General features: G+C 66.9%; 23 protein-coding genes. 12 read left to right on the forward strand and 11 right to left on the reverse strand.

The window, feature by feature from the left end:
- Window positions 1–133: 133 nt before the first annotated feature.
- Window positions 134–565: a CBS domain-containing protein gene (locus tag ACFFJ6_RS24735; protein WP_378392967.1), complete on the forward strand. Its 432-nt coding sequence runs from the start codon at window positions 134–136 to the stop codon at window positions 563–565.
- 10 nt (window positions 566–575) lie between these two features.
- Here the strand turns inward: ACFFJ6_RS24735 and ACFFJ6_RS24740 are convergent, their stop codons facing one another.
- Complete coding sequence (locus ACFFJ6_RS24740; RefSeq protein ID WP_378392969.1) at window positions 576–1,211, reverse strand: TetR/AcrR family transcriptional regulator; 636 nt, start codon at window positions 1,209–1,211, stop codon at window positions 576–578.
- Between the two features lie 149 nt (window positions 1,212–1,360).
- On the opposite strand from ACFFJ6_RS24740, the gene ACFFJ6_RS24745 reads away from it, so the two are divergent.
- Genes ACFFJ6_RS24745 through ACFFJ6_RS24755 form a run of 3 tightly spaced genes read left to right on the forward strand, consistent with a single transcriptional unit; the run spans window position 1,361 to window position 4,939 of the window.
- On the forward strand, window positions 1,361–3,622 hold the full coding sequence (locus ACFFJ6_RS24745; protein WP_378392971.1) for a TonB-dependent siderophore receptor: 2,262 nt from the start codon (window positions 1,361–1,363) through the stop codon (window positions 3,620–3,622).
- A 28-nt stretch (window positions 3,623–3,650) separates the two neighbouring features.
- Window positions 3,651–4,766 (forward strand): PepSY-associated TM helix domain-containing protein, encoded by a 1,116-nt coding sequence (locus tag ACFFJ6_RS24750; RefSeq protein WP_378392973.1) that lies wholly within the window; start codon window positions 3,651–3,653, stop codon window positions 4,764–4,766.
- Entirely contained in the window at window positions 4,763–4,939 is a 177-nt protein-coding gene (locus ACFFJ6_RS24755; protein ID WP_378392975.1) for a hypothetical protein, read from the forward strand. Before ACFFJ6_RS24750 ends, ACFFJ6_RS24755 begins: the two co-directional genes overlap by 4 nt.
- Before the next feature lie 8 nt (window positions 4,940–4,947).
- Here the strand turns inward: ACFFJ6_RS24755 and ACFFJ6_RS24760 are convergent, their stop codons facing one another.
- Window positions 4,948–5,973: a patatin-like phospholipase family protein gene (locus ACFFJ6_RS24760; RefSeq protein WP_378392977.1), complete on the reverse strand. Its 1,026-nt coding sequence runs from the start codon at window positions 5,971–5,973 to the stop codon at window positions 4,948–4,950.
- Between the two features lie 257 nt (window positions 5,974–6,230).
- Here ACFFJ6_RS24760 and ACFFJ6_RS24765 point away from each other — a divergent pair, with 257 nt between their 5' ends.
- Window positions 6,231–7,286: an RgsD C-terminal domain-containing protein gene (locus ACFFJ6_RS24765; RefSeq protein WP_378392979.1), complete on the forward strand. Its 1,056-nt coding sequence runs from the start codon at window positions 6,231–6,233 to the stop codon at window positions 7,284–7,286.
- Between the two features lie 63 nt (window positions 7,287–7,349).
- Here the strand turns inward: ACFFJ6_RS24765 and ACFFJ6_RS24770 are convergent, their stop codons facing one another.
- Window positions 7,350–7,733, reverse strand: a complete 384-nt coding sequence (locus ACFFJ6_RS24770; protein ID WP_378392980.1) for a PAS domain-containing protein — start codon at window positions 7,731–7,733, stop codon at window positions 7,350–7,352.
- Window positions 7,720–9,801 (reverse strand): ATP-binding response regulator, encoded by a 2,082-nt coding sequence (locus tag ACFFJ6_RS24775; RefSeq protein WP_378392982.1) that lies wholly within the window; start codon window positions 9,799–9,801, stop codon window positions 7,720–7,722. The genes ACFFJ6_RS24770 and ACFFJ6_RS24775 overlap by 14 nt, the downstream gene beginning before the upstream one ends.
- A 328-nt stretch (window positions 9,802–10,129) precedes the next feature.
- On the opposite strand from ACFFJ6_RS24775, the gene ACFFJ6_RS24780 reads away from it, so the two are divergent.
- Entirely contained in the window at window positions 10,130–12,598 is a 2,469-nt protein-coding gene (locus ACFFJ6_RS24780) for a putative bifunctional diguanylate cyclase/phosphodiesterase (protein WP_378392983.1), read from the forward strand.
- A 105-nt stretch (window positions 12,599–12,703) separates the two neighbouring features.
- Here the strand turns inward: ACFFJ6_RS24780 and ACFFJ6_RS24785 are convergent, their stop codons facing one another.
- The 3 genes from ACFFJ6_RS24785 to ACFFJ6_RS24795 all read right to left on the reverse strand — a co-directional run bounded on the left by ACFFJ6_RS24785 (window position 12,704) and on the right by ACFFJ6_RS24795 (window position 16,138).
- Entirely contained in the window at window positions 12,704–13,267 is a 564-nt protein-coding gene (locus ACFFJ6_RS24785) for a nitroreductase family protein (protein ID WP_378392985.1), read from the reverse strand.
- Between the two features lie 96 nt (window positions 13,268–13,363).
- Window positions 13,364–13,732 carry a hypothetical protein gene (locus ACFFJ6_RS24790; protein WP_378392987.1) on the reverse strand — a complete coding sequence of 123 codons (369 nt, stop codon included), beginning with the start codon at window positions 13,730–13,732 and terminating at the stop codon, window positions 13,364–13,366.
- Window positions 13,733–13,777: 45 nt separating this feature from the next.
- On the reverse strand, window positions 13,778–16,138 hold the full coding sequence (locus ACFFJ6_RS24795) for a YadA family autotransporter adhesin (protein WP_378392989.1): 2,361 nt from the start codon (window positions 16,136–16,138) through the stop codon (window positions 13,778–13,780).
- Here ACFFJ6_RS24795 and ACFFJ6_RS24800 point away from each other — a divergent pair.
- The 3 genes from ACFFJ6_RS24800 to ACFFJ6_RS24810 all read left to right on the forward strand — a co-directional run bounded on the left by ACFFJ6_RS24800 (window position 16,116) and on the right by ACFFJ6_RS24810 (window position 18,431).
- Complete coding sequence (locus ACFFJ6_RS24800; protein WP_378392991.1) at window positions 16,116–16,451, forward strand: hypothetical protein; 336 nt, start codon at window positions 16,116–16,118, stop codon at window positions 16,449–16,451. The two genes, ACFFJ6_RS24795 and ACFFJ6_RS24800, sit on opposite strands and share 23 nt — an antisense overlap.
- Before the next feature lie 26 nt (window positions 16,452–16,477).
- Window positions 16,478–17,389 carry a hypothetical protein gene (locus ACFFJ6_RS24805; RefSeq protein ID WP_378392993.1) on the forward strand — a complete coding sequence of 304 codons (912 nt, stop codon included), beginning with the start codon at window positions 16,478–16,480 and terminating at the stop codon, window positions 17,387–17,389.
- Window positions 17,390–17,624: 235 nt separating this feature from the next.
- Window positions 17,625–18,431: a YfdX family protein gene (locus ACFFJ6_RS24810; RefSeq protein ID WP_378392995.1), complete on the forward strand. Its 807-nt coding sequence runs from the start codon at window positions 17,625–17,627 to the stop codon at window positions 18,429–18,431.
- 166 nt (window positions 18,432–18,597) lie between these two features.
- Here the strand turns inward: ACFFJ6_RS24810 and thrS are convergent, their stop codons facing one another.
- A complete protein-coding gene (thrS, locus tag ACFFJ6_RS24815) occupies window positions 18,598–20,676 on the reverse strand; it encodes a threonine--tRNA ligase (RefSeq protein ID WP_378392997.1) in 2,079 nt (692 codons plus the stop codon).
- A gap of 326 nt (window positions 20,677–21,002) precedes the next feature.
- Between thrS and ACFFJ6_RS24820 the strand changes: the two genes are divergently transcribed.
- A complete protein-coding gene (locus ACFFJ6_RS24820; protein ID WP_378393166.1) occupies window positions 21,003–22,130 on the forward strand; it encodes an MFS transporter in 1,128 nt (375 codons plus the stop codon).
- Between the two features lie 53 nt (window positions 22,131–22,183).
- Window positions 22,184–22,612 carry a DUF3574 domain-containing protein gene (locus ACFFJ6_RS24825; RefSeq protein ID WP_378392999.1) on the forward strand — a complete coding sequence of 143 codons (429 nt, stop codon included), beginning with the start codon at window positions 22,184–22,186 and terminating at the stop codon, window positions 22,610–22,612.
- Here the strand turns inward: ACFFJ6_RS24825 and ACFFJ6_RS24830 are convergent.
- From ACFFJ6_RS24830 to ACFFJ6_RS24840, 3 genes are all read right to left on the reverse strand, one after another.
- Window positions 22,602–22,799 (reverse strand): TenA/THI-4 family protein, encoded by a 198-nt coding sequence (locus ACFFJ6_RS24830; RefSeq protein ID WP_378393001.1) that lies wholly within the window; start codon window positions 22,797–22,799, stop codon window positions 22,602–22,604. The two genes, ACFFJ6_RS24825 and ACFFJ6_RS24830, sit on opposite strands and share 11 nt — an antisense overlap.
- Window positions 22,800–23,041: 242 nt before the next feature.
- Window positions 23,042–23,278, reverse strand: a complete 237-nt coding sequence (locus tag ACFFJ6_RS24835; RefSeq protein ID WP_378393003.1) for a transcriptional regulator — start codon at window positions 23,276–23,278, stop codon at window positions 23,042–23,044.
- Between the two features lie 193 nt (window positions 23,279–23,471).
- Window positions 23,472–23,681: a cold-shock protein gene (locus tag ACFFJ6_RS24840; RefSeq protein ID WP_238736289.1), complete on the reverse strand. Its 210-nt coding sequence runs from the start codon at window positions 23,679–23,681 to the stop codon at window positions 23,472–23,474.
- 459 nt (window positions 23,682–24,140) lie between these two features.
- Between ACFFJ6_RS24840 and ACFFJ6_RS24845 the strand changes: the two genes are divergently transcribed.
- Window positions 24,141–25,322, forward strand: a complete 1,182-nt coding sequence (locus ACFFJ6_RS24845; RefSeq protein ID WP_378393005.1) for an alpha/beta hydrolase family protein — start codon at window positions 24,141–24,143, stop codon at window positions 25,320–25,322.
- Window positions 25,323–25,563 lie beyond the last annotated feature (241 nt).

Genomic DNA, 25,563 nt, shown 5'->3' on the forward strand with positions numbered 1-25,563 from the left:
TTCGCCGCATTCCTGCATATCCTGAGTGATTAGTTCGGGAGCTATGCGGGAACTATTCCGAAGCTTCGCGCGATAACTCCCGAACCAAATGCACGCTGCGGTCAAAACGCGGCGGCTGATCAGGGAGGCGACAATGACGGTGCTGGCTATTCTCGAATCGAAGGGGCGCTACATCTACAGCGTGGAACCGGACGAGCGGCTGTCCGCTGCCGTGAAGACGCTGGCGGAGCGTCGGGTTGGCGCCGTGCTGGTGATGCGCGGGACCCGGCTCGACGGCATCCTGTCCGAGCGGGACGTGGTGAAGGTGCTGGCCGATCGCGGCCCCGCGGCGCTCGATGGGCCGGTTCACACCGTGATGACGCGCGACGTCGTGAGCTGCAGCCAGAGTGATACGGTCGCCAGCATCATGGAGGTGATGACGCTGTCGAAGTTTCGGCATCTGCCGGTGCTGGACGCGAGCGAGCGCGTGGTCGGCCTGATCTCGATCGGCGATATCGTGAAGTGGCGGCTGAACGAATACGAGCACGAGCAGCGGGCGCTGCACGACTACATCAAGTCGGCCTGATCGCCGCTACTCAGCGGCGCGCGCCGTCGATAAACAGCGCCCACGCCTTGTCGAAATACGCAGTCTGGGCTCGGGACGACGCATAGGTCGTCCCGCCCAGCATGGCGTCGATCATCGGTCCCACCGCGATGCAGTTGATGAGCTGCATCGCGAGGAAGCGCGCGTCGCCGCGCGCCAGTGCGCCGGCTTTCTGGGCTTCGCCGATCAAGGCCAGCAGCCGGTCCACGATCGGATCGCTGGTCCGGCTCGCGACCGCCTGACCGACGACAAGCGCCTCGCTGAAGGCGATGCGTTTGAATGCGATCAGCGTCGGATCGAGGTTGACGGTGAGCAGCCAGCGCGCCGCCGCGCGCAGCTGGGTCAGCGCGTCGCCGGTCTGCGTCGCCATCGTGCTCTCGAAATGCGCCACCGTCTGCACGCGGGCATGCTCGACCGCGCCTTCGAACAAAGCGAGCTTCGACGGGAAGCGCCGATACACGGTGTCCTTGCCGACCCCGCACGCGGCCACGACCTGCTCGACCGAGGTCGCGGCAAAACCCTGCTGCGCGAACAGCCGTGACGCCGTTTCGATGATGTGAAGCGACTTGGCTTCGACATCCTCTTTGCGCGGGCGTCCGCCTTTGGAAGTGGTCGTCAGAGTCGGCATGCGGGTCCTTGAACGTCGCTGCGGCGACGCAGCTGTTTCGAGCAATTCCAATCCCAGATTTGCGATCGCTTGGCAATCGATCTGGACAGGACGGTCCCGTCCCGTTTATTTCCCGCCCGCCTCGACGCGAGGTATCTGGGGGATAGCGGATGGGAAACGAAAACAAGATTGTCGTCGGTGTGGCGATTGCGCTGTCGCTGAGCAGCGGCTCCGAAGCGCTGGCGCAGACCGCGCGCGAAGCCGGGGTCGCGCTGCCGCCGGTCACCGTGCAGCCCGCCGAACGTCGCGCCGCGCGCCGCGCGCCATCCACCCAAGCGGCTCAGCGCGCCGCGCCGGCGCGGACACCGGCGCGCGAGCCGGCGACGCCTGCGGCGAGGCCGGTCAACCCGAGCAACAGCGCCGACCGCTACGTTGCCCGCACCACGGCCACCGCGACCAAGACCGATACGCCGGTGCTGGAAACGCCGCAGTCGATCTCGACCATCACGCGGCGCCAGATGGACGACCAGAACGTTCAGACGGTGGCCAACGCGCTGCGCTACACCGCGGGCGTGCTGTCGGATGCCGACACCAATGCGCGCTACGACAGCGTCTTCATCCGCGGCTTCGGCGCGTTCGGCACCGCGACCAACTACGTCAGCTTCCTCGACGGCCTGAAGCTGCCGCGCGGCCAGGCCTTCGCCAACACCGCGATCGATCCGTTCCTGCTCGACCGCGTCGAGGTGCTGAAGGGGCCGTCGGCGGTGCTGTACGGCCAGACCAGCCCGGGCGGTCTCGTCAATCAGATCAGCCGGATGCCGAGCGCGGTCCCGTACAACGAAGTTCGCGTCGAGGGCGGCACTTACGGCCGCATTCAATCCGGCGTCACCAGTCAGGGCGCGCTCGATAAGGACGGGCACTGGCAGTACAGCCTGAGCGCGATCGGCCGGACCTCCGGCACGCGCTACGACAATGTCGACGAGCAGCGTTTCGCCGTCGCGCCGGCGCTGACCTGGGCGCCCGACATGGATACGCGCTTCACCATCCAGAGCTACTATCAGAAGGACCCGAAGGGCGGTTATTTCAACTCGCTGTACCCGACCTTGCTGGCGCCGCTGCAGTACCGGCCGTATCTGAATTCCAAGCTCAACGTTGGCGATCCCCGTTTCGACTCGTTCGAGCGCGAACAATACGGCATCGGCTATCAGTTCGACAAACGGCTGAACGAGGTCGTCAGCGTCAAGTCGAGCCTGCGCTATTCGCACGTCGACATCGACTTCAAGTCGCTGCAGATGAGCGGGCCGCTCACCGCCGCCGGCACGATCCCGCGCTGGGCGCTGCGATCGATCGAGGACGTCGGCGGCCTGTCCACCGACAACCGCGTCCAGTTCGATTTCGCCACCGGCGCGCTGCAGCACAAGGTCATCACCGGCGTCGATTATCAGAACACGCTGAGCAATTGGGTCTATCAGCTCGGCGGCGCGACCTCGCTCGACGTCGTCAATCCGCAGTACAATCAGCCGGTCGGCTCGCTCGCCTCGCTGATCGACAGCGGCCAGAAGCTGTCGCAGACCGGGCTGTATGCGCAGGATCAGATCAGCCTGGGCGGCTGGCGCGCCACGCTCGGCGTCCGCCACGACTGGGCCGAGCAGAGCACCGAGAGCCGTCTTGCCGGTTCGCGCTCCAATCAGTCGGACGACAAGACCACCTATCGGGCCGGCCTGCTGTATCTGTTCGACAGCGGCGTCGCGCCCTATGTCAGCTATTCGACCTCGTTCGAACCGGTGACGGGCGTCGGCGCGGACGGACAGCCGTTCATTCCGACCACGGCCGAGCAATACGAAGGCGGTATCAAGTATCAGCCGACGCTCCTGCCGATCCTGCTCACCGCCTCGGTGTTCGACATCCGGCAGCAGAACGTGCTGACGCCGTCGTCGGTGCCGGGCTTCAACGTGCAGCAGGGCGAGATCCGCTCGAAGGGCGTCGAATTCGAAGCCCGCGGCACCGTCACTGACGGCCTCGAACTGGTCGGTGCCTTGACCTTTCTCGACACCCGCGTGGCGCGGTCCACGACGACGTCGATCATCGGCAACCGGCCGCAGGCCGTGCCTGATTACTTCGGCTCGCTGTGGGCGAACTACACGTTCCAGTCCGGCCCGGTCACCGGCCTGACGGTCGGCGGTGGCATCCGTCATGTCGGCGCCAGCTATGGCGACGATGCCAACACGCTGCGCACGCCGGCCTATACGGTGGTGGATGCGGCGTTGAAATACGAGCTTGCCAACCTGACGCCAAGCCTGAAGGGGACGTCGCTGACGCTCAACGTCAACAATCTGTTCGACAAGGAATATTATTCGAGCTGCTCGTCGGGCTATTACTGCCAGTTCGGCAATCGCCGGACGGTGCTGGCTGGGATCAGGTACCGGTGGTGAGGATCGATGCCAGCAAGGCACGCCGCCGATGACGCGGCGTGCCGTTCGAGCCTGGGTGTGGGTGCATCGCTGGAGCAGCCTGATCTGCACGCTGTTCGCGCTGCTGCTGTGCCTGACTGGCCTGCCGCTGATCTTCAAGGACGAGCTCGGTCCCGATCTGCAGCTCGCGGCCACCACGGCGGCCCCCGGCACGGCCTCGGTGGACACGATGATCGCGCGGGCCTTGGCGGCGCGGCCGGGCGAGGTGGTGCCGTATCTGTTCTACGATCGGGACCATCCGATCCTGAAGGTGCCGACCGCGGCGTCGATGACGGCCGATCCGGCCACGTTTCACTATCAGGTGTTCGACACCCGCACCGGAGCGCAGATAGCCGTCCCGCAGCCGAACGAGGGCTTCCTGTATGTGATGACGCGGCTGCATCTCGATCTGTTCGGCGGCGTGCCGGGCACGCTGTTTCTCGGCGCGATGGGGCTGCTGCTGGTCGTCGCCATCGTGTCCGGCGTGGCGCTGTACGGTCCGTTCACGCGACGTCTCGACTTCGGCGTGGTCCGGGCCGACGGCAGCCGGCGGCGGACATGGCTCGACCTGCACAATCTGCTCGGCATCGTGACGCTGGCCTGGTTCGGCGTCGTCAGCTTCACCGGTGTCATCAACACGCTGGCCGCGCCGATCGAACTCGCCTGGCAGGCTAATCAGCTCGTCGAGATGGCGTTGCAGGCGAAGCCGGCGGCAAGCGATGGCCGGCGCGCCTCGATCGACGACGTGCTGCGCGAGGTTCGCGCCGCCGTGCCCGGCATGAACGTGATGACGGTGGCGTTTCCCGGCACGCCGTTCGCCACGCCGTCGCACGTCGCGATCTTTCTCACCGGCAACACGCCGATCACCAGCCGCATCCTCAAGCCGGCGCTCGCCGATGCGTCGACCGGGCAGGTGGTTTCGGTGCGCGACATGCCGTGGTACGCGACCGCGCTGTTCATGTCGCAGCCGCTGCATTTCGGCGACTATGGCGGGCTGCCGCTCAAGATCATCTGGGCGCTGCTCGACATCGCCACGATCGTCGTCCTGATCAGCGGGCTCTATCTGTGGGGAGCAAAGCGGCCGCGCCGCAGGGACGATGCAAAAGCCGGGAGCCCTGCATCATGAGCGCGCTGCGACGGCAATGGCTGTGGCCCGTCGTGCTGGCCGTAGCCACCGTGTTTGGATTGCTATCGGCGCTGCTTGGCGAGCACGGCATCTGGCGGATGTTGTGCTGGATCGCGCTGGCGTGTCCGTTGGGTACGATCGCCTGGTGCGTGGTCGCTCCGCGCCGCCGCTAGGCGGCCGCTCAGGTTTCTACCGGCACCTCGACCTTCGCTCCCTGCGGCGCGGCTTCCTCGATCGCCTCGCGGATCGAGTCGATCGCGCGCTCGGCGGCGCGGGCGCCGTGCGCGATCATCTCGTCGGCTCGGTGGAAGTCGAACCAGCCGATCCGGCCGACCCGCGGCGAGATCAGCATGTCGGGCGGATCGCCGGCCAAGCGGGCGCGGGTGATGCGGTCCTGCATGATGTTGAAGGCGTCGACCATCACCTTGGAAATGCCCGGGCGGCTGTCGCTGCCGAACAGCTCCTGCTTGACGAACCGCTCCGGCGAGAAGAACCGGCCGAAGCCGCGCTTGGGCGCGGGCTCCGGTGACGGTTCAATCTCCTCTTCGACCGAACCGTGCGAGAAGATCGTGGTGCCGTGGCCGAACACGTCGCTCGAGACGTTGGCGGCGATGACGATTTCGGCGCCGAGCGCGCGCGCGGCCGACACCGGCACCGGATTGACCAGCGCGCCGTCCACCAGCCAGCGGTCGCCGATCAGCACCGGCGAGAAGATGCCGGGCAGGGCATAGGACGCCCGCACCGCGTCGACGATCCGGCCATGCGTCAGCCAGATCTCGTGGCCGGTGCGCACTTCGGTCGCGACGCTGGCGAATTTCTGCTTGAGGTCCTGGATCATGATCTGGCCGAGCGTGGCCTCGAGCTGTGCGGCGAGCTTGCTGCCGCCGATCAGGCCCGAGCCGTTCAGCCGGATGTCGAGATAGCCCAGGATGTTGCGCGGCTGCAGCCCGCGTGCCCATTCCTCCAGCGTGTCGAGATGGCCCGCCACATAGGCGCCACCCACCACCGCACCAATCGAGGTGCCGACCACGACGTCCGGGGCGATTCCCGCCGCCAAGAGGGTGCGCAGGATGCCGATATGCGCGAAGCCGCGCGCCGCGCCGCCGCCGAGCGCCAGGCCGATTACCGGCCGGCGGATGGTGTCGAGTCCCACCTTGCCCGGGTTTGGCGGAGCGCTCTGTCCGCGACCGATCAGATTTTCCAGCACGGCTGTCTCCTCGAATCCGCGCCGCATTCCACGAACGGACGCCGGCGCGGTGTAAACCAGTCGAAATCAAAGCGCGATCGATTGATCTTTGCCAGATCGCTTTGCACCGCATGATGAATGCCTGTGGAGGGCCGGACTAGGGGGAAATCGTGACATTCCGGCGAAAACCACCACGTTACCGGCGAGTCCGTCCGGCCGGATTCCGCGCGCGAGGCACAGGCTTGAATTTGCCTCGTTTTCAGTGAAAACCATCAGCCATGATTTGCAGGGGCAAAACCGGCCGGGCAGGGCCACGCGGACGGCTGCGGCTCGCCTGTGCGTTCGCCTGTGTGGCCGTCCTGTCGGCGCAGCCGGCGGCGGCCCAATTGTTCAGCGATCGTCCCCCGCCGATTCCCCCCGCGAGCGTGCCTGAGCCGCCGTCCGGCGGCGCGATCAGCCTGGCCCCGTCCGGCGGTCCTGCCGCTGTCCCGACCTTGCCGGCACCGCTGACCCAGCCGCCGGTCGCCGCCGTGACGCCGCCGGCGTCGTCGCCGCTGCCGGCCCCGGTCGCCCCGACGCAGGGCGTGCTGGCGCTGACCGCGCGCTACGGCAAAGACCTGCCGACCATCAACAGCGGGCTGGTGTGGCGGGTGTATTCCGACCGCCCGGACGAAACCGGCGTGATCAAGCTGGTCCGCGAGGATCACGGCGCGACCCCGAACATCGTGCTGCCGCCCGGCAACTACGTGGTGCACGTCGCCCACGGTCTGGTCAGCGCGGTGCGGCCGGTGACGCTGAAGGCCGATACCGACCGCGAGGCCTTCGTCCTGCCGGCCGGCGGACTGCGGATCGAAGGCCGCGTCGGCGGCACGCGGATTCCGCAGAACCAGATTTCGTTCTCGATCTTTAAGGGTAGCCAATTCGAGAACACCCAGCGCGCGCCGCTGGTGCCGAACGCCGCCGCGGGCGATGTCGTGCTGGTGCCGGAAGGCACGTACTACATCGTCTCGAACTACGGCGACGCCAATTCGGTGGTGCGTTCGGACATTCGCGTCACGGCCGGCAAGCTGACCGACGTCACCGTCACCCACCGCGCCGCGGTGATCACCCTGAAGCTGGTGTCGGAAAAGGGCGGCGAAGCGCTCGCCAACACCGCCTGGTCGGTTCTCACGCCCGGCGGCGACGTCGTGAAGGAGTCGATCGGCGCGTTCCCGCGGGTGATCCTGTCGGAAGGTGAGTACCGCGCTATCGCCAAGAACGAAGGCAAGATGTTCGAGCGCGGCTTCAACGTCGTCAACGGCGTCGACGGCGAGATCGAAGTCTTGGCGCGCTGACGCACGCCTGACCGTCCACCGCCGTCCTTCTACCGCGCCGTCACAGCATCCCGTCGCATACGATCAGAACATCGCCTCGCGAAGGATGCAGATCCACAGCCCACCGTCGCTGGCCGACTGGGCACGGAGCTGCAGCTCGCGGTCCGGATCGGAGAAATCGCCGACATGGCCGATCTCGATGTCCACGGCGCCGAGCCGCTGGGCCTGCTCGATCCGTCCCTTGAACTCCGGCGTGCCCATGCAGGGAGCGACGCTGGCGAAGAAGTCGAGACCCAGCGCCGGCCGCGATCCGTAGCCCGAGAGCCGCGCCTCGGTAGCGTTGAACTCGGTGACGCGCCCCGACCCGTCGAGCTTGATGATGCCGAACGGCGCCGCGTCGCGTTCGGCGTCGGACAACTGCTCGAGCTGACGCGCCAGGTCGGGAGCGTTGAAATCAATCAATGTCATGGAACAGGCCCTCGCCGGAGAATCCGCCATCCGCGAACGATATGATCGCGAACAGGTGAGTGACACTATCCTCCGCGTCGGAGAGCGGCAGGATCAATCGTTCGAAGATCAGCGACGGCTGCGCGCCAAGTCCGATGCGCGCATAGTCGAAATGGGCGATACCGCGGGCGGCGCGGTGATACGCGGCCGTCATCAGATTCATCAGGTCGCCGGCGGTGCCCGTGATGACTTCGTCCTCGGGTGTGCGGCCGAGGCGCTGCTCCAGCGATTGGCCGGTGAACACGATGCGGAACGCCGGTGCAGGCCGGCTCGGCTCGATCCTGACAAGGCAGCTGGTATGGAGCAAGCCCGCGGCAGCCTGCCTGATCCAGGCGGGATCCGGCAGCCGTCCGTGCTCGGCGCACCAGGCGCGCCACGCATCGAACGCGGTGCGCACCGCATCGTTGCGGATTTTGTCGCGTATCCGCGCCGACAGCCGCAGCGTTTCCGCTGCCGTCACCGACACCGGCAGCCGCCGCAGTTTCTCGAGAATGGCGCGGGCGAACATCGGCTCGGATATCGGCTTGCGAAACACCAGTTCGTCGGCAGGGACGACGATCGACGCCCCGCCGGTGGTGAAGATGAGCGGCAGGGCCGGCCAGCGTGTGCGCAGCTCGCTCGCCAGCGTCGGCCCCAGGCCCCGATCGAGCTGCAGATCGATGCAGGCGAGATCGATGTTGTCGACGCCGCTCAGCAGGGCGGTGGCGATGCCCGGCTCTGCGGCCTCGATCACCTGATAGCCGAGGTCTTTCAACAGCGCGGCCAGATGCGCGCGAACCATCTCGTCGCCTTCGAGCAGCAGAATGGTGGCGTTGCCGTGCGCGGTCCGATCGAGCTTGGTCGGGGCGGCGATCCGACGACCTTCGGCGCCGGTGCGCGGCAGATAGAGATTGATCGCGGTGCCGGTTCCGACTTCGCTGGCGATGATCACCCGCCCGCCGCATTGCGCAGCCAGTTCGAAGGCGGAGGAGAGGCCGAGCCCCGTTCCTTTGTCCGGATCCTTGGTGGTGAAGTAAGCTTCGCCGGCGCGCGCCAACACGTGCGGCGGCATGCCGCTGCCCGTATCACGCAGTGAGAAATGTACGTAGTCGCCGGGAGTCAACGTCGGCGGCCGTTCCACCGCGTAGCAGTTCTTGACCGACAGCGTCAGCGTTCCGCGTTCCCCCATCGCGTCGCGGGCGTTGGCCGCGAGATTGAGGATCACCGCCTGCAGGCGGGCCTCGCTGATCAGCACCGGCCAGCAATTCGGATCGACCTCCACCTGCAGGACGATGCCGCCGGGCAGCATGTGGCGCACCAGGTCGATCGTGTTCCGCGTGAATTCGGCGGCCGCGACGACGTGCGGCTCGGTGTCCTCGATGCGCGACAGGTTCAGCAACTGGCGAACCAGCCGTTTGCCGCGACGAAGTGCAGTGTCGAGATGCTGCGCGGTTTCGCTGCGCGCGGACCGGTGGACGTCGTGCAGAAGTGCGTCGGTCGCGCCGCCCAGCACCAGGAGCACGTTGTTCATGTCGTGCACGATGTTGCCGACGAAATGCCCGAGCAGGCGCAGCTTTTCGGCATGAACCGTGCGTGCCGTCGCGGCGGCAATCCGCTTCGACTGATTTGCGGCCTGTCCGATCAAAACGGAAAGCGCCGCCTCCTTCTCGGCGAGACGCTTTTCCAGGTCGCTCTCGGCCTGCTTGCGCGCCGTGATATCGACGCTGCGGACCACGATCGCAGCTCGGGCGTCGCTATCGGGACTGACGGGCGCGACCAGAAGATCGAACCACAGCGTCCGGCCCGTCGGCGATGAGCACGACGCGGAGAACCGCGTCGGCAGCCCCTCGCGGGCACGCGTCACGGCGCGCTGCGCAAGCGCGTCGGAGGACCACAAATCGGTCCAGCGGCGACCGATCAGGTCGGCTTCGCTGGCCGACATGGTCCGGCACCAGCTCGCATTGGCGTGCTGGATGAGGCTGTCGCGGTCGAGCGTGACGATGCCGTCGTCGCTGGCGTGCCAAAGCGCTAAAGCAAGTGCGGCCGACATCAGGCGCGCTTTCGTTCCTGTGCTACCGACCTGAGCCGGGACCGTTTCCACGGATGATGAGAGGAGATTTCGGTATCATGACTCTGCAAACGGAGGATTGATCTAAAAGTCTAGCAGTCGGGTGGCAATTTTTCCCGATACCAGCTCTCCGAGCGCGGGGCAGGGCGGGTCTGTGATAGCTGTCACAATCGCTAATGCCAACTAACCATGACGTGACATAAATCCATCATAATCAAGCGTTTCGCGCCAGGTTACCGCGGCGTTTACATCGTCTTAATCAGGAATACGTCGACTGGAACCCGATGGATTGGGCGCGGGGACGCGACAGGTGACGGCCAGACACAGTCGGGAGACGCTGACGACACAGCTCTCTGCCGATCTCGCAATTCTGCAGCGCAAATGGTACGCGGCCGTCCAGCCCGGACAGTCGCTGCCGAGCTATGAAGAGGTGATGCTCGGCAGTCTTGGTCGGCTCGCCGACCAGATGGCGCTGCTGCAGCTCTCCGGCGACACGCCCGGCGTATCGCGGACCGGCCGCTACGTGCAGCAATGGCTGGGCGACGATCGATGGGACATCCCGCTCGATGCGCTGTCGCCGGATTGCGCCACTGCGCTGGTGCAGACCGCGACCAGCGCGCTCAAGAACCAGCGGCCTTATCTCGGCACAGCCCACGTCGTGCGCGACGGCATCGTGCAGAAATACGTGCTGCTGGCGCTGCCGACCGCGTCGCGCTGGGGCGCAACACTGGTCGGCGTCTACATCAACGAAGACGGTTTCCGCTACAACCTGCTCGACGCGATCTTCGCTTCCACCGACGACGGCATCGTCTCGCTCGCCACCATCCGCGGACCGGACGAACGGCCGTTCGATTTCCAGATCGTGCATCTCAACGACGGCGCCTCCGATCTGCTCGGCGAGTCGCCGAGCGCGCTGCAATGGAGCCGGCTGTCTGCCGGCAAGCACCTATTGTGCGACCCGAGCGTGGTGGCGCGGTTGCTGGCGCTGGTCGACAATGGTGGGCAGGACACCATCGCGATCGACACCGACGATCGCAATCTCAGCCTCGGCGCCAACGGTTTCGGCGATATCGTGTCGCTGACGATTTCCGACATCACCTCGCTGAAGAAGCGCGAGGAGTCGTTCCGCCTGCTGTTCGACGGCAATCCGATGCCGATGTGGGTGTTCGACGCGGCTACCACGGAGTTCCTCAGCGTCAACGATGCGGCCGTGCAGCATTACGGCTACGACCGCGAGACGTTCCTGCGCATGACGCTGCGCGAAATCTGGCCGCGCGAGGAATGGGTGGCCCACAGCCACGCGCTGCTTTCGATCGGCGACAGCTATCAGTCCGAGGGCAACTGGCGCCATGTCAAGGCGGACGGCACCGCCATCGAGGTGCTGACTTTCGGCCGCCGCGTGGTGTTCGACGGCCGCGAGGGATTTCTCGTCGCCGTGGTGGACATCACCGAGCGGCGCAAGGCCGAGGCGAAGATCGCCCATATGGCGCATCACGACGGCCTGACGAACCTTCCCAACCGCGCGCTGTATCAGGAGCGGCTGCAGCAGGCACTCGATCAGGCGCGCGACGGCGGCGCCCGCGTCGCGGTGATGTGCCTCGACCTCGATCTGTTCAAGAACGTCAACGACTCGTTCGGCCACCCGATGGGCGACCGGCTGCTCCGCTGTGTCGCCGAGCGACTGCGCAACGCGGTCGGCGGCGGCGATCTGGTCGCACGGCTCGGCGGCGACGAATTCGCGCTGGTGCTCAGTCAGTTCAACTCGCCGAACGAAGCCAGCGATTTCGCCGGGCGGCTGATCGAAATCGTCAGCGCGCCCTACGACATGGACGGGCTCGAAGTGGTGATCGGCGCCTCGATCGGGATTGCGATGGCGCCGGGAGACGGCGACGATTGCGAGGCGCTGCTGCGGAACGCCGACATGGCGCTGTATCGCGCCAAGGCGTCCGGCGGCGGCTGTCATCATTTCTTCGAGAAGGAGATGGACCGCCAGGCGCAGATCCGCCGCGACATGGAGATCGACCTGCGCCACGCCTTCGCGCATGGCGAGTTCGATCTGCACTATCAGCCGCTGATCGATCTGGCCGAGGACAGGGTCGGCGGATTTGAATCGCTGCTGCGCTGGCGCCATCCCGAGCGGGGCATGATCTCGCCGGCGGATTTCATCCCGGTCGCCGAAGACATCGGCCTGATCGTCGGGCTCGGCGAATGGGTGCTGCGCCAGGCCTGCATGGAGGCGGCGCGCTGGCCGGACGACATCAAGGTCGCGGTGAATCTGTCGCCGGTGCAGTTCCGCAGCCGCAATCTGGTGCAGGTGGTGATCTCGGCGCTGGCGCAGTCCGGGCTGTCGCCGCGGCGGCTGGAGCTGGAAATCACCGAATCGCTGTTTCTCGCCGACAGCGAGGCCAATCTGGCGACCCTGCATCAGCTCCGCGCGCTCGGCGTCCGCATCTCGATGGACGATTTCGGCACCGGCTATTCGTCGCTGAGTTACTTGCGCAGCTTTCCGTTCGACAAGATCAAGATCGATCGCTCGTTCGTGCGCGACGTCACCGAGCGACCGGACTGCCTCGCCATCGTCCGCGCCATCGCCGGCCTCGGCCGCAGCCTCGATATCACCACGCTCGCCGAAGGCGTCGAGACCATCGAGCAGCTCGATGCGCTACGCGGCGAAGGCTGCCACGAGGTGCAAGGCTTCCTGTTCAGCCCGGCTCGCCCCGCCGCGGAGATCGCCGGGCTGCTGGCCCGGTTCGGCCACGCCGCCTCGAAGGCGGCGTAGGTCTGAGAACATTTCTCCGTCATTGCGAACGGCGCGAAGCAATCCAGCGTCAGGCGCGCGGCCTGGATTGCTTCGTCGCTGCGCTCCTCGCAATGACGACGTGGTTCAGAACCGCGTCACCACCTCGGCCAGCGTCGGGCGCGGGCGGTCTTCGACGTCCTTGGTGCGGCGGCCGATGTGGATGAAGCCGGCGAGCTTTTCGTGCTCCTTCAGGCCGAGGCCGCTTAGCACGTCGCGGTCGTAGGCGATCCAGCCAGACAGCCAATTGGCGCCGTAGCCGAGCGCGGTGGCGGCGGCGACGATGTTCATGCAGCTCGCGCCAGCCGACAATTCCTGCTCCCACTCGGGCACTTTCGGATGCGGTTTCGGCGAACTCACCACCGCGATCACCAGCGGTGCTTCGGACAGCCGTCCCTGTTCGGCGGCGATCTGCTGCGGCGTCGCATCCGGATGTTTGCGCGCGAACACCTCGGCGATCACCACGCCGCCACGCGTCCGTGCGTCGCCTTCGAACACGATGAAGCGCCACGGCGCGATCTTGCCGTGGTCCGGCACCCGCGCGCCGATCGTCAGGATGGTCTCGATTTCGGCGGGCGAGGGGCCGGGTCCGGTCATCTCGCGCGGCTTCACCGAGCGGCGGGTCTTCAGGAAATCGATCGTGTCGGGCATGGGGCTTGCTCTTGTCGCGAGGAGTGCGAGCCCTGTTAGCGCAACGCAGCGCCGGAAACGAGCGTCCGCGGGCCAGATTCGAGCGATTGTGATTTGCTAGGGCTTGCGGGTCTGCCCGGCGCCGGGCGCGCTCGGGCGGGGAGCGGAGCCCGGCAGGCAACTGATCGAGCCGATTGAATTGCCGCCATATTGCACGAATCCGGAACTGGTGGTCGGCGAATGCGGCACGCTGATCGGCAGGTAGATGTAGCAGACGGAATTGTCGACCGGATCGCGCCAGCGCTGGACGATCGTGTCCTGCAGCGGCCCGGCGAACTGCCGCTCCAGCACCAGTTTCGGCAGATTGCCCCAGGCCGGCGACGGCTGCGGCGGCGCAGTCGGGGGGGACGCGGGTTGTTGCTGCGCGGGTTGCTGAGCCGGCGTCGCGGGCTGCTGCGCCTGCGCCTGCGCGTGCGACATCGTCATGGCAAAGATCGTGACGGTGAAAGCGGCAAGGGCGCGCATCGGCGACTAGAACTCGACCGCGACGCCGGCGCGTCCGACATGCTCGACACCGCCGCCGTTGGAATAGCTGCCGTAGACCACGGTTGGCAGCGACATGTTGAGGCGGTGAGAGACGCCGATGCCGACGCCGGTCTCGCCGCGATAGAATCCGGTGTTGACCGCCAAGGTGGTCTTACCGGCGGCGGAGGGCATCAGCACCGGGGCGACGGCGACCGCGGCGACGATGCCGCGCCGTGCTTCACGCTGATTGTCGGTGATCTGGCCCTGCAATCCGCCGATCTGCGACTGAAGCCCGGAGGCGACGCTGGTGAGCTGGCCGACATTGACCGCATCGGTCTGCGACACGCCGGCGGCGACGTTGGTGATGCGGCGCTCGCTGCCGGACGAGCCGACCGACACCGTGTTGGCTTCGGCCGCGATCGACCCTGCGCCGAGCGCCACCGCGTTGCTGGCGGTGACGATCGCGCCGCTGCCGACCGCGACGCTGCGCGCCGCGGTCGCCGAGGCGTCGGGGCCGAGCGCGGCGCTGTTGGCGCCGGTCGCCACGGCGCGGTCGCCGAACGCCGCGCCGCCATTGGCCGCCGTGGCGGTGACGCCGACCGCGACCGAGCCGGTGGCCGAGGCGCCAGTGCCGATCGCGATCGCATTGGTGCCGGTCGAGGCCGCGGTGGTGCCGATCGCAATCGCGCCTTCGGCGCTGGCGACCGAACTGGTGCCGAGCGCGATCGCGTTGCTCCCCGAGGCGGCCGCATCGGTGCCGATCGCGGTGGAGTTGCTGCCCGACGCCTGCGCGTTGGTGCCGATCGACGCCGCGTTGCTACCCGTTGCGCTGGCAGCGGTGCTGGAGGAGTTGACGCGGACATACGTCGAACTCGCCGAGATCCCGGCGACGATCGAACTCAGCGCCGCGACCTGCTGGTTGGTGGCGTAGAGCTGGGCGCCGTTGACGGCGTCGGTTGAACTCGCCGACAGGGTGCCGGCGCTGAGCCCGGTCAGCGTGCGCGTGCCGGAGGTGCCGGTGAAGTCCACCAGCGTGCCGCCGCTGGCCGCCGCGACGGTGATCGTCGCACTGCTCGACGCCTGCTGCACCAGACCGATGCTGCCGTTCGACACCGCGGTCTGCAGATTGCCGAACGCGGTGTCGACTGCGCTGAAGGCGCTGCCGACATTGTCGTAGGCGGTGCCGCGAATGGTGTAGCTCGGCGCGTTGATCTGGCCGTTGGCATCGAGCGTCGCGCCGAACGCCGCGGCGACGCGCTGGTTGGCGGTGTAGAGCTGTCCGCCATTCACCACGTCGGTCGAGCCCGCCGCCAGCGTGCCGGCCGCGACATTGACGATTTTGCGCTCGCTGCCGACGGCGCCGACCGAGACGGTGTTGGCGGTGTCGGCGACCGAGCCGGCGCCGAGCGCGACGGAGTTGGCTCCGGACGCGCTGGCGGACCGGCCGATCGCAACGGCATTGGTGGCGCTCGCAGCGGACGAGAGGCCGAACGCGAGCGACGAGATGCCGCCGGCGTTCGCGTTTCGGCCGATCGCGATGGCATCGTCGGCCATCGCTCTGCTGAGATAGCCGACCGCTACCGCAGCGACTCCGCCGGTCTGCGTCGAACTCCCCAGCGCCGTCGAATAGTCGCTGAAGGCCTGCGCATTGGTGCCGATCGCGGTGGTACGCGTGCCGCTGGCGCTCGCCAACGAGCCGACCGCGGTGCTGGCGTCGCCGCTGGCGGTGCTGTTGTTGCCATAGGCCGCGGTGGACGCGGCGGACGCCGTGCTGCCGTGCCCGATCGCGATGGCGTCGGTCTGGCTCGCGCTGGCCCCGGAGCCGATCGCGACCGCGTAGCTGCTGCTCGCTGCAGCGCTGTTGCCGAGCGCGATGCTGAAATCCGTCGTGGCTTGCGCCGCATTGCCCATGGCGATGCTGGCGCTGCCCGCGGCGGCGCTCGCGCTGCCGATCGCGACGGCATTGGCGCCGCTCGCTGCGCTGCCCGTTCCATAGGCGGAGGCTGACACGCCGGTGGCCGCACTGTTGTAGCCGGAGGCGATCGCCGCGCTTTGGGTCGCGCTCGCGCCGGAGCCGGTCGCGACCGCGTTGGCGCCGCTCGCCGCCGAGGCGCGGCCGAGCGCGACGCTGCTGTCGCCGCTCGCCGCCGCGTTGAAGCCGGCGGCCAGCGACGATAGGCCGGTTGCCTGGGCCGAGCCGCCGAACGCGGCGGCATTGGCAGCCGTCGCATCCGACTGAAATCCGACCGCGATCGCGCTGGAGCCGGTCGCGTTCGACGAGGCGCCGATCGCCGTGGCGTTTGTCCCGGTCGCGTTGGCCTGGAAACCGAACGCGGACGCGTTCGTGTTCGTCGCGCTGCTTTGCATGCCGAAGGCTGAACTGGCAGCACCGGTCGCAGACGATTGCGTGCCGCACGCCACCGCGCCGGTGGCGGTTGCGGTCCCAGATCCGGAGCTTCCGTCGCAGACGAATTGCGCGCGCGCCGGTCCCGGCGCCAGGGACAGCACGGCGACGGCCGAAGCGACCGCGAGGGCGTACCCCGAGGTCAAGCTCCATGTCGCCAACAGCAGCCTGGCGCGGCTGCGACAAATCGCGCCCGTGATCACGATGTTCCCCATTCCGGGAGCAAGCTATTCAGGTGCGTCAGAGTGGCAACTGCAGAAATTTGGTCGCATCTGATCGCGTGGTCGCAGGGGAGGGTGGCGTTGGCGTCCGACGGCGAGTGGCAGGCGAGGATCGCGCAGGTACGGGCGCATCCGAACTTTCCGCGGGCGATGCGCGCCGCCGCGGCCGGGCTTTGCTCGCACTATCAGGGCGGCCCGCTACTCAACTGGCTGATGGACGACCGCGCCCGGCTGCTGTTCGGCTACCTCGCGCTGCATCTGCATTTCACCCGCGATCCGGCCGACCCGGCCTCGGGGCTGACACCGACGCGGATGAAGCAGCTCTGCACCGAGTTCGATCTGTGTAGTCCGGGGCGCGCCGGCGCGATGCTGTCGCTGATGCGGTTTTCCGGCCATCTCGCGCCGGATACGGACAATACCGACCGCCGCTCGCGCCGGCTGGTGGCGACGCCGCAACTCCTGGCGCTGCTACGCAGCCGTTGGCAGGCGAATTTCTCCGGCGCGACGATGCTATTCGATGACGGCGACCGGCTGATGGCGCGGCTCGACGACGACATCTTCGTCCGCGCTCTGCTGCGTGCGATGTTCGATCGTTTCAGCACCGGCTTCCGGCTGCTCGCGCACACGCCCGGGCTCGGCGTGTTCAGCGAGCGCGCGGGTGGGATGATGATCATGTCGACGCTGGTGGCGGCCGGTGAGGACGACGACACCGTGCCGCCGTCGCGGCCGATCGCGTTGTCGATCTCGGAGCTGTCGCGCCGCTTCGGCGTGTCGCGCGTGCACGTCGCCAAGATGCTGCGCGACGCCGCCGCCGACGGGCTGATCACGCGCGGCGGCGGCGAGGCGATCACTCTGGCGCCGGCGCTGGCGGAGGCGCTCAAGCTCTTCTTCGCCAACGCGCTGGCGTTCTTCTTCGACAACGCCCGCGACGCGGCCGCGGCGCTCGATGCCGCCACCTCGCCAACCGGCGCCGCCGAACGGAAGACCGCGTAGTTCGCGGCCGCGATCGACTGCCAACCCTTCGATCGGAACGTTTGCAGGAATTGCGACGCGGACGCGTGGCTCCCGGATCCGCAGAAAGTCCCTGCGGCACAATGGTTTCCGAAGTTTAATGAAACGCGATGGGCGGTGTTGCCGTTATCCGGGCGAACTCGACATCGCGAGTTCTGCCGACCGATCACCGGACATCGATGACCGCGCTCGACACCAGCCCAGAGGAGAAACCATCATGTTTCGTGTCAAGACGACGCTCATCGCTGCCGCGCTCGCCACCACCGCTCTGTGCGGCGCCGTGTATGCGGCGGATCACCAGGCCTCGCCAGACAAGGTCGCGGCGCAGGATTTCGCCAAATTGTCGAAGGACGGCTTCAATGCCTTTCAGGACATTCGCGAGGCTCGGCTGGCGCTGTTCAACGGCAAGCCGGACGCGGCGCGCAAGGACGTCAACAAGGCGATGGAGTCGCTGGAGAAGAGCAAGACCGACGACTCGATCTTCACCAAGGCCGAGGCGGATCTGAAACTGCCGGCGCAGGTCGCCGACGCCAAGCAGCCCGGCCAGAGCGCGCCGTCGACCACGCCGGTGAAGTGGCTGCCGATCAACGGCACCATCACGGTGCACGAGGACTATTCGGCGGTGCCCGCCAAGGTCGCGGCGCTGAAGACCGCGAATTCGCAGCTCAAGTCCGGCAAGCAGAAGGAGGCGCTCGATACGCTGAAGATGAACGACGTCAACGTCGCGGTCGCGCTCGAAGTCGCGCCGATCGACGCCACCCTGAAGGGGGTCGACCAGGCGTCGAAGCTGCTCGATAGCGGCAAGTACTACGAGGCCAACGGCGCGCTGATGCAGGTCGAAAACGGCATCCGCTATTCGGTGGTCGATATCAACGACAAGGTGCCGGCGAATACGGCGACCAAGACCTCGGCGGCGGAAACCAAGCCGGCGGCCACCACCAGCGGCCAGGCAACCGCGGCCACGCCGTCCACAGCTAGCCCGTCGACCAGCACGCCGCCCGCGGCGACCCCAGCGACCAAGTAACGGCTGGTCAGGTCGGGGCTACGGATCGTCTCCGCCGTTGCTTCCGACCGGCCTGGCAGGCGGCGGCATTCGCGGTAATGCGCCAGACGCTCCCGTGATGCCGCTGCCGCCGGCGAGCCTTTCAATGCAGCGAGCCGGCCCCGGGGCCGGCTCGCTTGGTGTTGTGTCAGACCGCCTCGCGCATCCGCCGCACGTCGGGCGGCGTGGCTTCGTCCACCAGCGCGGCGATCGCTTCGTCGGTGGGCATCACCTTCTGGCCGTCGCTGCCGAGCCGGCGGACGGAGACCTGATGGGTCTCGGCTTCCTTCTTGCCGACCACCAGCAGGGCGGGGACCTTGGCGAGCGAATGCTCGCGCACCTTGAAGTTGATCTTCTCGTTGCGCAGGTCGATGTCGGCGCGCAGGCCGGCCTTGCGTAGCGCGGCAAGGACCTTCTGCGCGTAGTCGTCGCCTTCCGACGTGATCGTGGTGACGACCACCTGCACCGGCGCCAGCCACAGCGGGAAGTTGCCGGCGTAGTGCTCGATCAGGATGCCGATGAAGCGCTCCATTGAGCCGCAGATCGCGCGATGCACCATCACCGGCGCCTTCTTGGCGCCGTCGGCGTCGATGTAGAACGCGCCGAACCGCTCCGGCAGGTTGAAGTCGACCTGCGTGGTGCCGCACTGCCAGTCGCGGCCGATCGCGTCGCGCAGCACGTATTCGAACTTCGGCCCGTAGAACGCGCCTTCGCCCGGATTGATCTCGGTCTTGATGCGGTTGCCGCCCTTGGCCTTGATCTCGCTGAGCACCGTGGCCATCACGCGCTCGGCGTGATCCCACATCTCGTCGGTGCCGACGCGCTTGTCGGGACGGGTCGAAAGCTTGACCGTCAGTTCGCCTTCGAAGCCGAAGTCCGAGTAGGTCGAGAGGATCAGGTCGTTGATCTTCATGCACTCGTCGGCGAGTTGCGCCTCGGTGCAGAACACATGCGCGTCGTCCTGGGTGAAACCGCGCACGCGCATCAGTCCGTGCATCGCGCCCGACGGCTCGTAGCGATGCACCACGCCGAATTCGGCGAGGCGCAAGGGCAGGTCGCGATAGCTCTTCAGGCCGTGCTTGAAGATCTGCACGTGGCCCGGGCAGTTCATCGGCTTCAGCGCGAACCAGCGCTTGTCCTCGGCGTCTTCACCGGCCGACTGCGCCGCGAACATGTTTTCGCGGTACCACTCCCAGTGACCCGAGGTTTCCCACAGCACCTTGTCGAGGATCTGCGGCGCGTTGACCTCGTCGTAATTGCCGGCGAGGCGGCGGCGCATATAGGCGATCAGCGACTGGAAGATGCTCCAGCCCTTGGCGTGCCAGAACACGACGCCGGGGCCTTCTTCCTGGAAGTGGAACAGATCGAGCTCGCGGCCGAGCCGGCGATGGTCGCGCTTCTCGGCTTCCTCGATCTGCTTCAGGTACGCGTCGAGGTCTTCCTGCTTGGCCCAGGCGGTGCCGTAGATGCGGGTCAGCATCGGATTGTTGCTGTCGCCGCGCCAATAGGCGCCGGCCACCTTCATCAGCTTGAAGGCGGTGCCGATCTTGCCGGTCGAGGTCATGTGCGGGCCGCGGCACAGATCGAACCACTCGCCCTGCTTGTAGATCTTGATGGTCTGGTCGGCCGGGATGGCGTCGACCAGCTCGACCTTGAAGGCCTCGCCATTGTCGGCGAACACCCGCTTGGCTTCGTCGCGGGTCCAGACTTCCTTGGTGAACGGCTTGTCGCGCTGAATGATCTCGCGCATCCGCTTTTCGATCGCGGCGAAATCCTCGGGCGTGAACGGCTCGTTGCGGAAGAAGTCGTAGTAGAAGCCGTTTTCGATGGTCGGGCCGATCGTCACTTGCGTGCCCGGCCACAGGCTCTGCACGGCTTCGGCGAGCACGTGGGCGCAGTCGTGGCGGATCAGTTCGAGCGCACGCGAATCGTCGCGGGCCACGAAATCGATCGCCGCATTGTCTTCGATCGGATCGGCGAGGTCGGTCAGCGCGCCGTTCAGCGCCATCGCCACGGTGCGCTTGGCCAGCGACGGCGAGATGCCCTTGGCGATGTCGAGCCCGGTGGTGCCGCGCGGATACTCGCGCGTCTTGCCGTCGGGAAAGGTGATGGTGATCTGGTCCATGGGGGGCACCGGCTTGAGGTTGGACAGGGTGTATTGGAAGCCGGAGGTGGACGCGGACGACTTGTCGTCCAAAGGCTTGTTGCCCGAGTTCTTGTCGGTCATCGAAGACTCCTCTGGCTCACTCCTGCGTACGAGCGCAGGTAAGCGGAAAGCGGCTGTATAGCAGACGTTTGCCGACGTGCAACGGCGTCGGTTCCAGCGTCCAGGGCGCAAGGCGAGAGGCCCTGGGCCTCGATTGTTTCACGGACGTCGTTGCGCAGCGAGGCCTGCTTCGCTCCGGCCGCGCGTGCTGGACGGGGAGGGCGGCCGCTCGGGCATGTCGATCGCTTCGGCTCAGCGTGCCACGGCGTCCCGAGAAAGTTAATGCATCTGCATGTAATTCATGTTAGAACCTCTCCGTGTCCCGCACCTTCGCCCCCACCGCCCTGATGCTCGGCAATTTCGTCACCGGAACCTCGGTTCTGGCGCCGGCCGGCATGCTGCTGGAATTGTCCAATGGTCTCGGCGTCAGCGTCCGCGACGCCGGTCTGTTGATCACCTTCGGCGCGGTGGTGCTGTGCATCGGCTCGCCGCTGACGGCGTGGCTGACCAGCCGGATCGATCGCCGGCTGCTGCTGGCGATGACGTTGCTGGTGCTGGGGCTCGGCAATCTCGCCTCCGCGTTCGCGCCGAACTATGCGGTGCTGCTGGTGCTGCGGCTGGCGATGCTGTCGCTCGGCGCGCTGTACACGCCGCAGGCCGCCGGCGCCGCGGCGCTGATCGTGCCGCTTGAAAAGCGCGGCGGCACCATGGCCTATGTGTTTCTCGGCTGGTCGCTGGCGGTTGCGGTCGGCGTGCCGCTGATCACCTTCGCGGCCGGGCATTTCGGCTGGCGCGCGGCCTATGCGATGATCGGCACGATCGGCCTTTTCAGTTTCGTGCTGCTGTGGGCGCGGTTGCCGGGCGGCCTCAGCGCCGCGCCGGTCGATCTCAAGACCTGGGTCGCGGTCGGACGCAGCCGACGCATCCTGACGCTGCTCGGCGTCTCGTCGCTGCAGACCTCCGGGCAGTTCGTCGTGTTCACGTATTTCGGCCCGCTGCTGACCGGCCTCACCGGCGCCGGCGCCGCGGAGATCGGCCTGGTGTTTGCGATCTACGGCGTCTGCGGCTTCGTCGGCAGCGTGATCGCCAGCCGCATCGTCGATGGCTGGGGCTCCTATAACACCTCGGCGCTGTTCACGTCGCTGATGCTGGCCGGCATCGCCGGATGGACCTTCGGGGCCGGGCATTTCATGGTGATGGCGGCAGCGGTCGCGGTGTGGGGGCTCGGCTTCGCGGCGTCGAATTCGATGCAGCAGGTGCGGCTGGTGATGGCCGATCCGGCGCTGGCCGGCGCCACCGTGTCGCTCAACACCTCGGTGCTGTATCTCGGCCAGGCGGTCGGCTCGGCGATCGGCGGCGTGCTGTTCGCCGCCGGCCTGCTGCACGCCAACGGCTACGTCTCGACCGCGGTGATGAGCTGCGCGCTGCTCGCGGTGTTGCTGGCGACGCGGGAGCGACGGGCCGCGGGGGCGTGATCGCGGCGCGGCCGACGTGCTATGGAACTCTCGGAAGATCCTGCGAGGGTGAGATGCGACGCGAGCTGGCGTTGATCCGCGTGCTGATGGTCTGCGGCGTGGCCGCGATGCTGGCCGGCTGCGCCGCGTTGCCGGCGCCGTCCTGTCTGCCGCCGGCGCGGCCGATGCTGAGTGCGGAGCTCGCCTTCGGCCGCAATATCGGCGACCGGCTCGGCGTCAGCGACGCCGACTTCAGGCGGTTCGTGGCCGAGGAGATCACGCCGCGTTTTCCGGATGGGGTCACGGTGATCGACGGGGTGGGGCAGTGGCGCGACCCGGAGCGCGACCGCATCGTTTACGAGAAGAGCAAGGTTGTTACGCTGGTGTTCGCCGACGATCCGGAGAAGTCCGCCGCGCTGACCGCGATCGCCGACGCCTACAAGCGGCGTTTCAGGCAGCAGGGCGTGATGGTGGCGGTGCGGCCGAGCTGCGTCAGCTTCTGATCGCCGCGGCGGTGCCGCGCTCGGTGATGCGATAATGCGCCGATTTGGCATCGGTGGAGAGCCGCTGCAGCCAGCCAAGCGCGACCAGATCGTCGTAGCGCTTCTGCTCACGTTCGCCGAACACCCGCCGCCGGCCGCCGGCCTCGTGGATGTCGCGGATCAGTCGGAAGTCGTCGGGCACGGCCATGTCTCAACTCCTGACGATCTTCTTTCCGGTGCGCTCGCAGTTGCGAGCGGAGCCATCAGCCGGGCTCGCGCGGAGCAGGGCGTGTTGCCCGGGCAGGGCGCCGCGACTGCGGGCAGAGCGGTCCCAGAGTCGCGAACGTTCCTGGAATGACGGATAGGGCGGAAAGAGCTCACCGGCTGCGGCCACGCCTCCGCCAATGACGGAAGCAGCACGCGGCGCGCGGGAGCTCGCCGCCTTGGCCGTCAGGCCTTCTTGCGCGATTTCTTCTTGGCGACGGGCGGGGCGGCCTCTGCCTGCGCCTCAGCCTCGGCTTCCTTGGCCAGCCGCAGCGCGCGCAGACGCTCCATGTTCTTGCGGACGGCGACCGATTCCTGCTGGAACTGCGCCATCATGCGCGAGCCTTCTTCCTGGGCCAGCTGCTTCTTGCGGGCACGTTCGATGCTCGTGGGTGAGCGTTCGGTGTCGTTCTTGGCGACCATCTCGATCTCCTCACTTGCAGGCCGGGACGCGCAAAACAGGTCGTGATCAACGCTCCGGGCCGAATAGTCAGTCAGTTTAGTGATAATTGCGGGCATGGCGATACCCACCCGATCTGTTCGACCGGGCGGGGCGCCTTATTCGTGTCAGGTAATCCGCCGTCTCAGTACATCCGTGACAACGACGGATCGCTGATTACGCCAGCTCGAGGTTTTCGGCGCTGGTCTTGCCGCGCATCTTGTCGGTCTTGAGGTCGAAGTTGACCTTCTGGCCTTCGGCGAGGCCCGAAAGGCCAGCGCGCTCGACCGCGCTGATGTGCACGAACACATCGCTGCCGCCGTCGTTCGGCGCAATAAAGCCGAAGCCCTTCTGACCATTAAACCACTTCACGGTGCCTGTCGGCATAGTCCATTCTCCAAAGCATAGTGTCGCGCGACCATCACGCGACGTCGTTCAACTAATCGATGTCTTTGGGAAGGAGCCCGCGGGCGCGTTCAGAAAGGCACAGCGGCTAATCGAATAAACGCACTGTATCTGAAACAGCCGGCAAACACAAGCGCGCGCCGCCGCGGCGTTTTTGTCGCCTGACGCCTCGCACATATGCGTTCGTAATGCGGCGCAAGCAAGATCGTTCGTGTGCTAATCATCAAACCGTCACACCGCTGATCAGCACGGCTGCCTTTCCGTGGCGCCCGCAGCGCAGGATCGATTAGCAGTTGTCGCGCGCGCTCACTTCGCGCGCTTCGTACGCCGGACGACAATGCGTGCCGCGATATGCTACATCGGCCGCCGGCGCGGCGATGGTGCGTGCCTGACAACTCGGCGGTGGGGGCTTTGATGACAGGTTTGGTTCGGTGGGCGTGGATGGTTGTTGTTGCGGTGGTCGCCTCGGCGCCGGCCGCCGCGCAGCAGCAGGGGCCGGTGCGGGTGACGTCCGACGTCTCCTACGAGTTTCTGGCGCGCTGGGACGTCGCGCAGCTCAACAAGATCCTGACCACCGACACGCCGAAATTTGCCGGCATCACCGTCAGCTACACGCCGGCCGTGAATGCGGTCCGGCTCTATCGCGTGACCTACACGTCGGTGGTGCCGGAGCGCGCCAACAAGCCGATCGTCGCGACCGGGCTGCTCGCCGTTCCCGACACCGGCGCGACCTCGTTTCCGCTGGTGTCGTATCAGCACGGCACGGTGTACGGAAAGCAGGAGGTGCCGTCGTTCCCCGATCAATCGCCCGAAACGCAGCTGATGCTGGCGCAGTTCGCCGGCCAGGGCGCGATCGTGATCGGCGCCGATTACTTCGGCATGGGCGCCTCGATCGAGCCGGAAGGCTACATGGTCAAGGCCAGCCATCAGCAGGCGACCGCCGACATGCTGACCGCCAGCCGCGCCGTGATCGATCACCTCAAGCTGACCACCACCAAGCTGTTCCTCGCCGGCTGGTCGCAGGGCGGCTTCGTCACCATGGCGATGCTGGAAAAGCTGGAGCACGACGGCGTGAAGGTGACGGCCGCCGCCACCGCCAGCGCGCCGCTCGATGTCGCCGTCGCCCTCAACGGCTTCCTCAGCTTTCCGCGCAAGAACGATGCATCCTGGGTGAATTCGCTGTTCATCCTGTCGTCGTTCTCGTTCGAGAATTACTACGGCGTACCGGGGCTGGCGCGCTCGCTGCTCGACGACGACGTCTATGAGGCCGCGCGCAAGGCCTATGAGCGCCAGCCCTACACGGCCTCGGACATTCCGACCGATCTGCACAAGCTGATCCGGCCTGCCTATTTCGATCCGCAGTTCTTCGCCGACTCGGCCTATGGCCGCCTGGTCGCCGCCACCACGGCGTATCGCTGGGTGATCAAGACGCCGGTCCGCAATTACTATGGCGAGAGCGACGAAGCGATCAGCGTCGGCCTCGGCCGCCTCGCGATGACCTATCAGGGCGCGATCGGCGCCGGCAATCCGCAGGTCGAGGCCGTCTCCACCGGCCCCACCACCCATCGCGGCACCTTCGCGACGGCGGTGCCGCAGTGGAAGGCGTGGTTCGACGGGATGTGAGAGGCGGGGACTTCCCGAAACCAACGGACCTGGATGGCGGGAAAGACGTGGATGGCCGGCACAAGCCCGGCCACGACGCAGGAGGGGTGAACCAAGCCGCTCACGGCGCCAGATCTCCTGTCCCATCCCCCGTCATGGCCGGGCTCGTCCTGGCCATCCACGCTTCGGTGCGCTCCACGACGACGGCATGGATGTTGGTGCTCGGATCGGCGGAGGGCGTCGATGGTCCTCCGACACTCCT

This window comes from Rhodopseudomonas telluris, from assembly GCF_042432815.1.
In the GTDB taxonomy this organism is placed as follows: domain Bacteria; phylum Pseudomonadota; class Alphaproteobacteria; order Rhizobiales; family Xanthobacteraceae; genus Rhodopseudomonas; species Rhodopseudomonas telluris.

What these genes read in the sequence shown, in the direction of transcription:
- ACFFJ6_RS24765 (WP_378392979.1), top strand. Translation starts at nt 6,231, where the DNA reads ATGATTTGCAGGGGCAAAACCGGCCGGGCAGGGCCACGCGGACGGCTG.
- thrS (WP_378392997.1), bottom strand. Translation starts at nt 20,676, where the DNA reads ATGACCGACAAGAACTCGGGCAACAAGCCTTTGGACGACAAGTCGTCC.
- ACFFJ6_RS24740 (WP_378392969.1), bottom strand. Translation starts at nt 1,211, where the DNA reads ATGCCGACTCTGACGACCACTTCCAAAGGCGGACGCCCGCGCAAAGAG.
- ACFFJ6_RS24785 (WP_378392985.1), bottom strand. Translation starts at nt 13,267, where the DNA reads ATGCCCGACACGATCGATTTCCTGAAGACCCGCCGCTCGGTGAAGCCG.
- ACFFJ6_RS24795 (WP_378392989.1), bottom strand. Translation starts at nt 16,138, where the DNA reads ATGCAAAGCAGCGCGACGAACACGAACGCGTCCGCGTTCGGTTTCCAG.
- ACFFJ6_RS24835 (WP_378393003.1), bottom strand. Translation starts at nt 23,278, where the DNA reads ATGGTCGCCAAGAACGACACCGAACGCTCACCCACGAGCATCGAACGT.
- ACFFJ6_RS24770 (WP_378392980.1), bottom strand. Translation starts at nt 7,733, where the DNA reads ATGACATTGATTGATTTCAACGCTCCCGACCTGGCGCGTCAGCTCGAG.
- ACFFJ6_RS24840 (WP_238736289.1), bottom strand. Translation starts at nt 23,681, where the DNA reads ATGCCGACAGGCACCGTGAAGTGGTTTAATGGTCAGAAGGGCTTCGGC.
- ACFFJ6_RS24745 (WP_378392971.1), top strand. Translation starts at nt 1,361, where the DNA reads ATGGGAAACGAAAACAAGATTGTCGTCGGTGTGGCGATTGCGCTGTCG.
- ACFFJ6_RS24810 (WP_378392995.1), top strand. Translation starts at nt 17,625, where the DNA reads ATGTTTCGTGTCAAGACGACGCTCATCGCTGCCGCGCTCGCCACCACC.
- ACFFJ6_RS24825 (WP_378392999.1), top strand. Translation starts at nt 22,184, where the DNA reads ATGCGACGCGAGCTGGCGTTGATCCGCGTGCTGATGGTCTGCGGCGTG.
- ACFFJ6_RS24790 (WP_378392987.1), bottom strand. Translation starts at nt 13,732, where the DNA reads ATGACGATGTCGCACGCGCAGGCGCAGGCGCAGCAGCCCGCGACGCCG.
- ACFFJ6_RS24775 (WP_378392982.1), bottom strand. Translation starts at nt 9,801, where the DNA reads ATGTCGGCCGCACTTGCTTTAGCGCTTTGGCACGCCAGCGACGACGGC.
- ACFFJ6_RS24830 (WP_378393001.1), bottom strand. Translation starts at nt 22,799, where the DNA reads ATGGCCGTGCCCGACGACTTCCGACTGATCCGCGACATCCACGAGGCC.
- ACFFJ6_RS24750 (WP_378392973.1), top strand. Translation starts at nt 3,651, where the DNA reads ATGACGCGGCGTGCCGTTCGAGCCTGGGTGTGGGTGCATCGCTGGAGC.
- ACFFJ6_RS24820 (WP_378393166.1), top strand. Translation starts at nt 21,003, where the DNA reads ATGCTCGGCAATTTCGTCACCGGAACCTCGGTTCTGGCGCCGGCCGGC.
- ACFFJ6_RS24845 (WP_378393005.1), top strand. Translation starts at nt 24,141, where the DNA reads ATGGTTGTTGTTGCGGTGGTCGCCTCGGCGCCGGCCGCCGCGCAGCAG.
- ACFFJ6_RS24755 (WP_378392975.1), top strand. Translation starts at nt 4,763, where the DNA reads ATGAGCGCGCTGCGACGGCAATGGCTGTGGCCCGTCGTGCTGGCCGTA.
- ACFFJ6_RS24735 (WP_378392967.1), top strand. Translation starts at nt 134, where the DNA reads ATGACGGTGCTGGCTATTCTCGAATCGAAGGGGCGCTACATCTACAGC.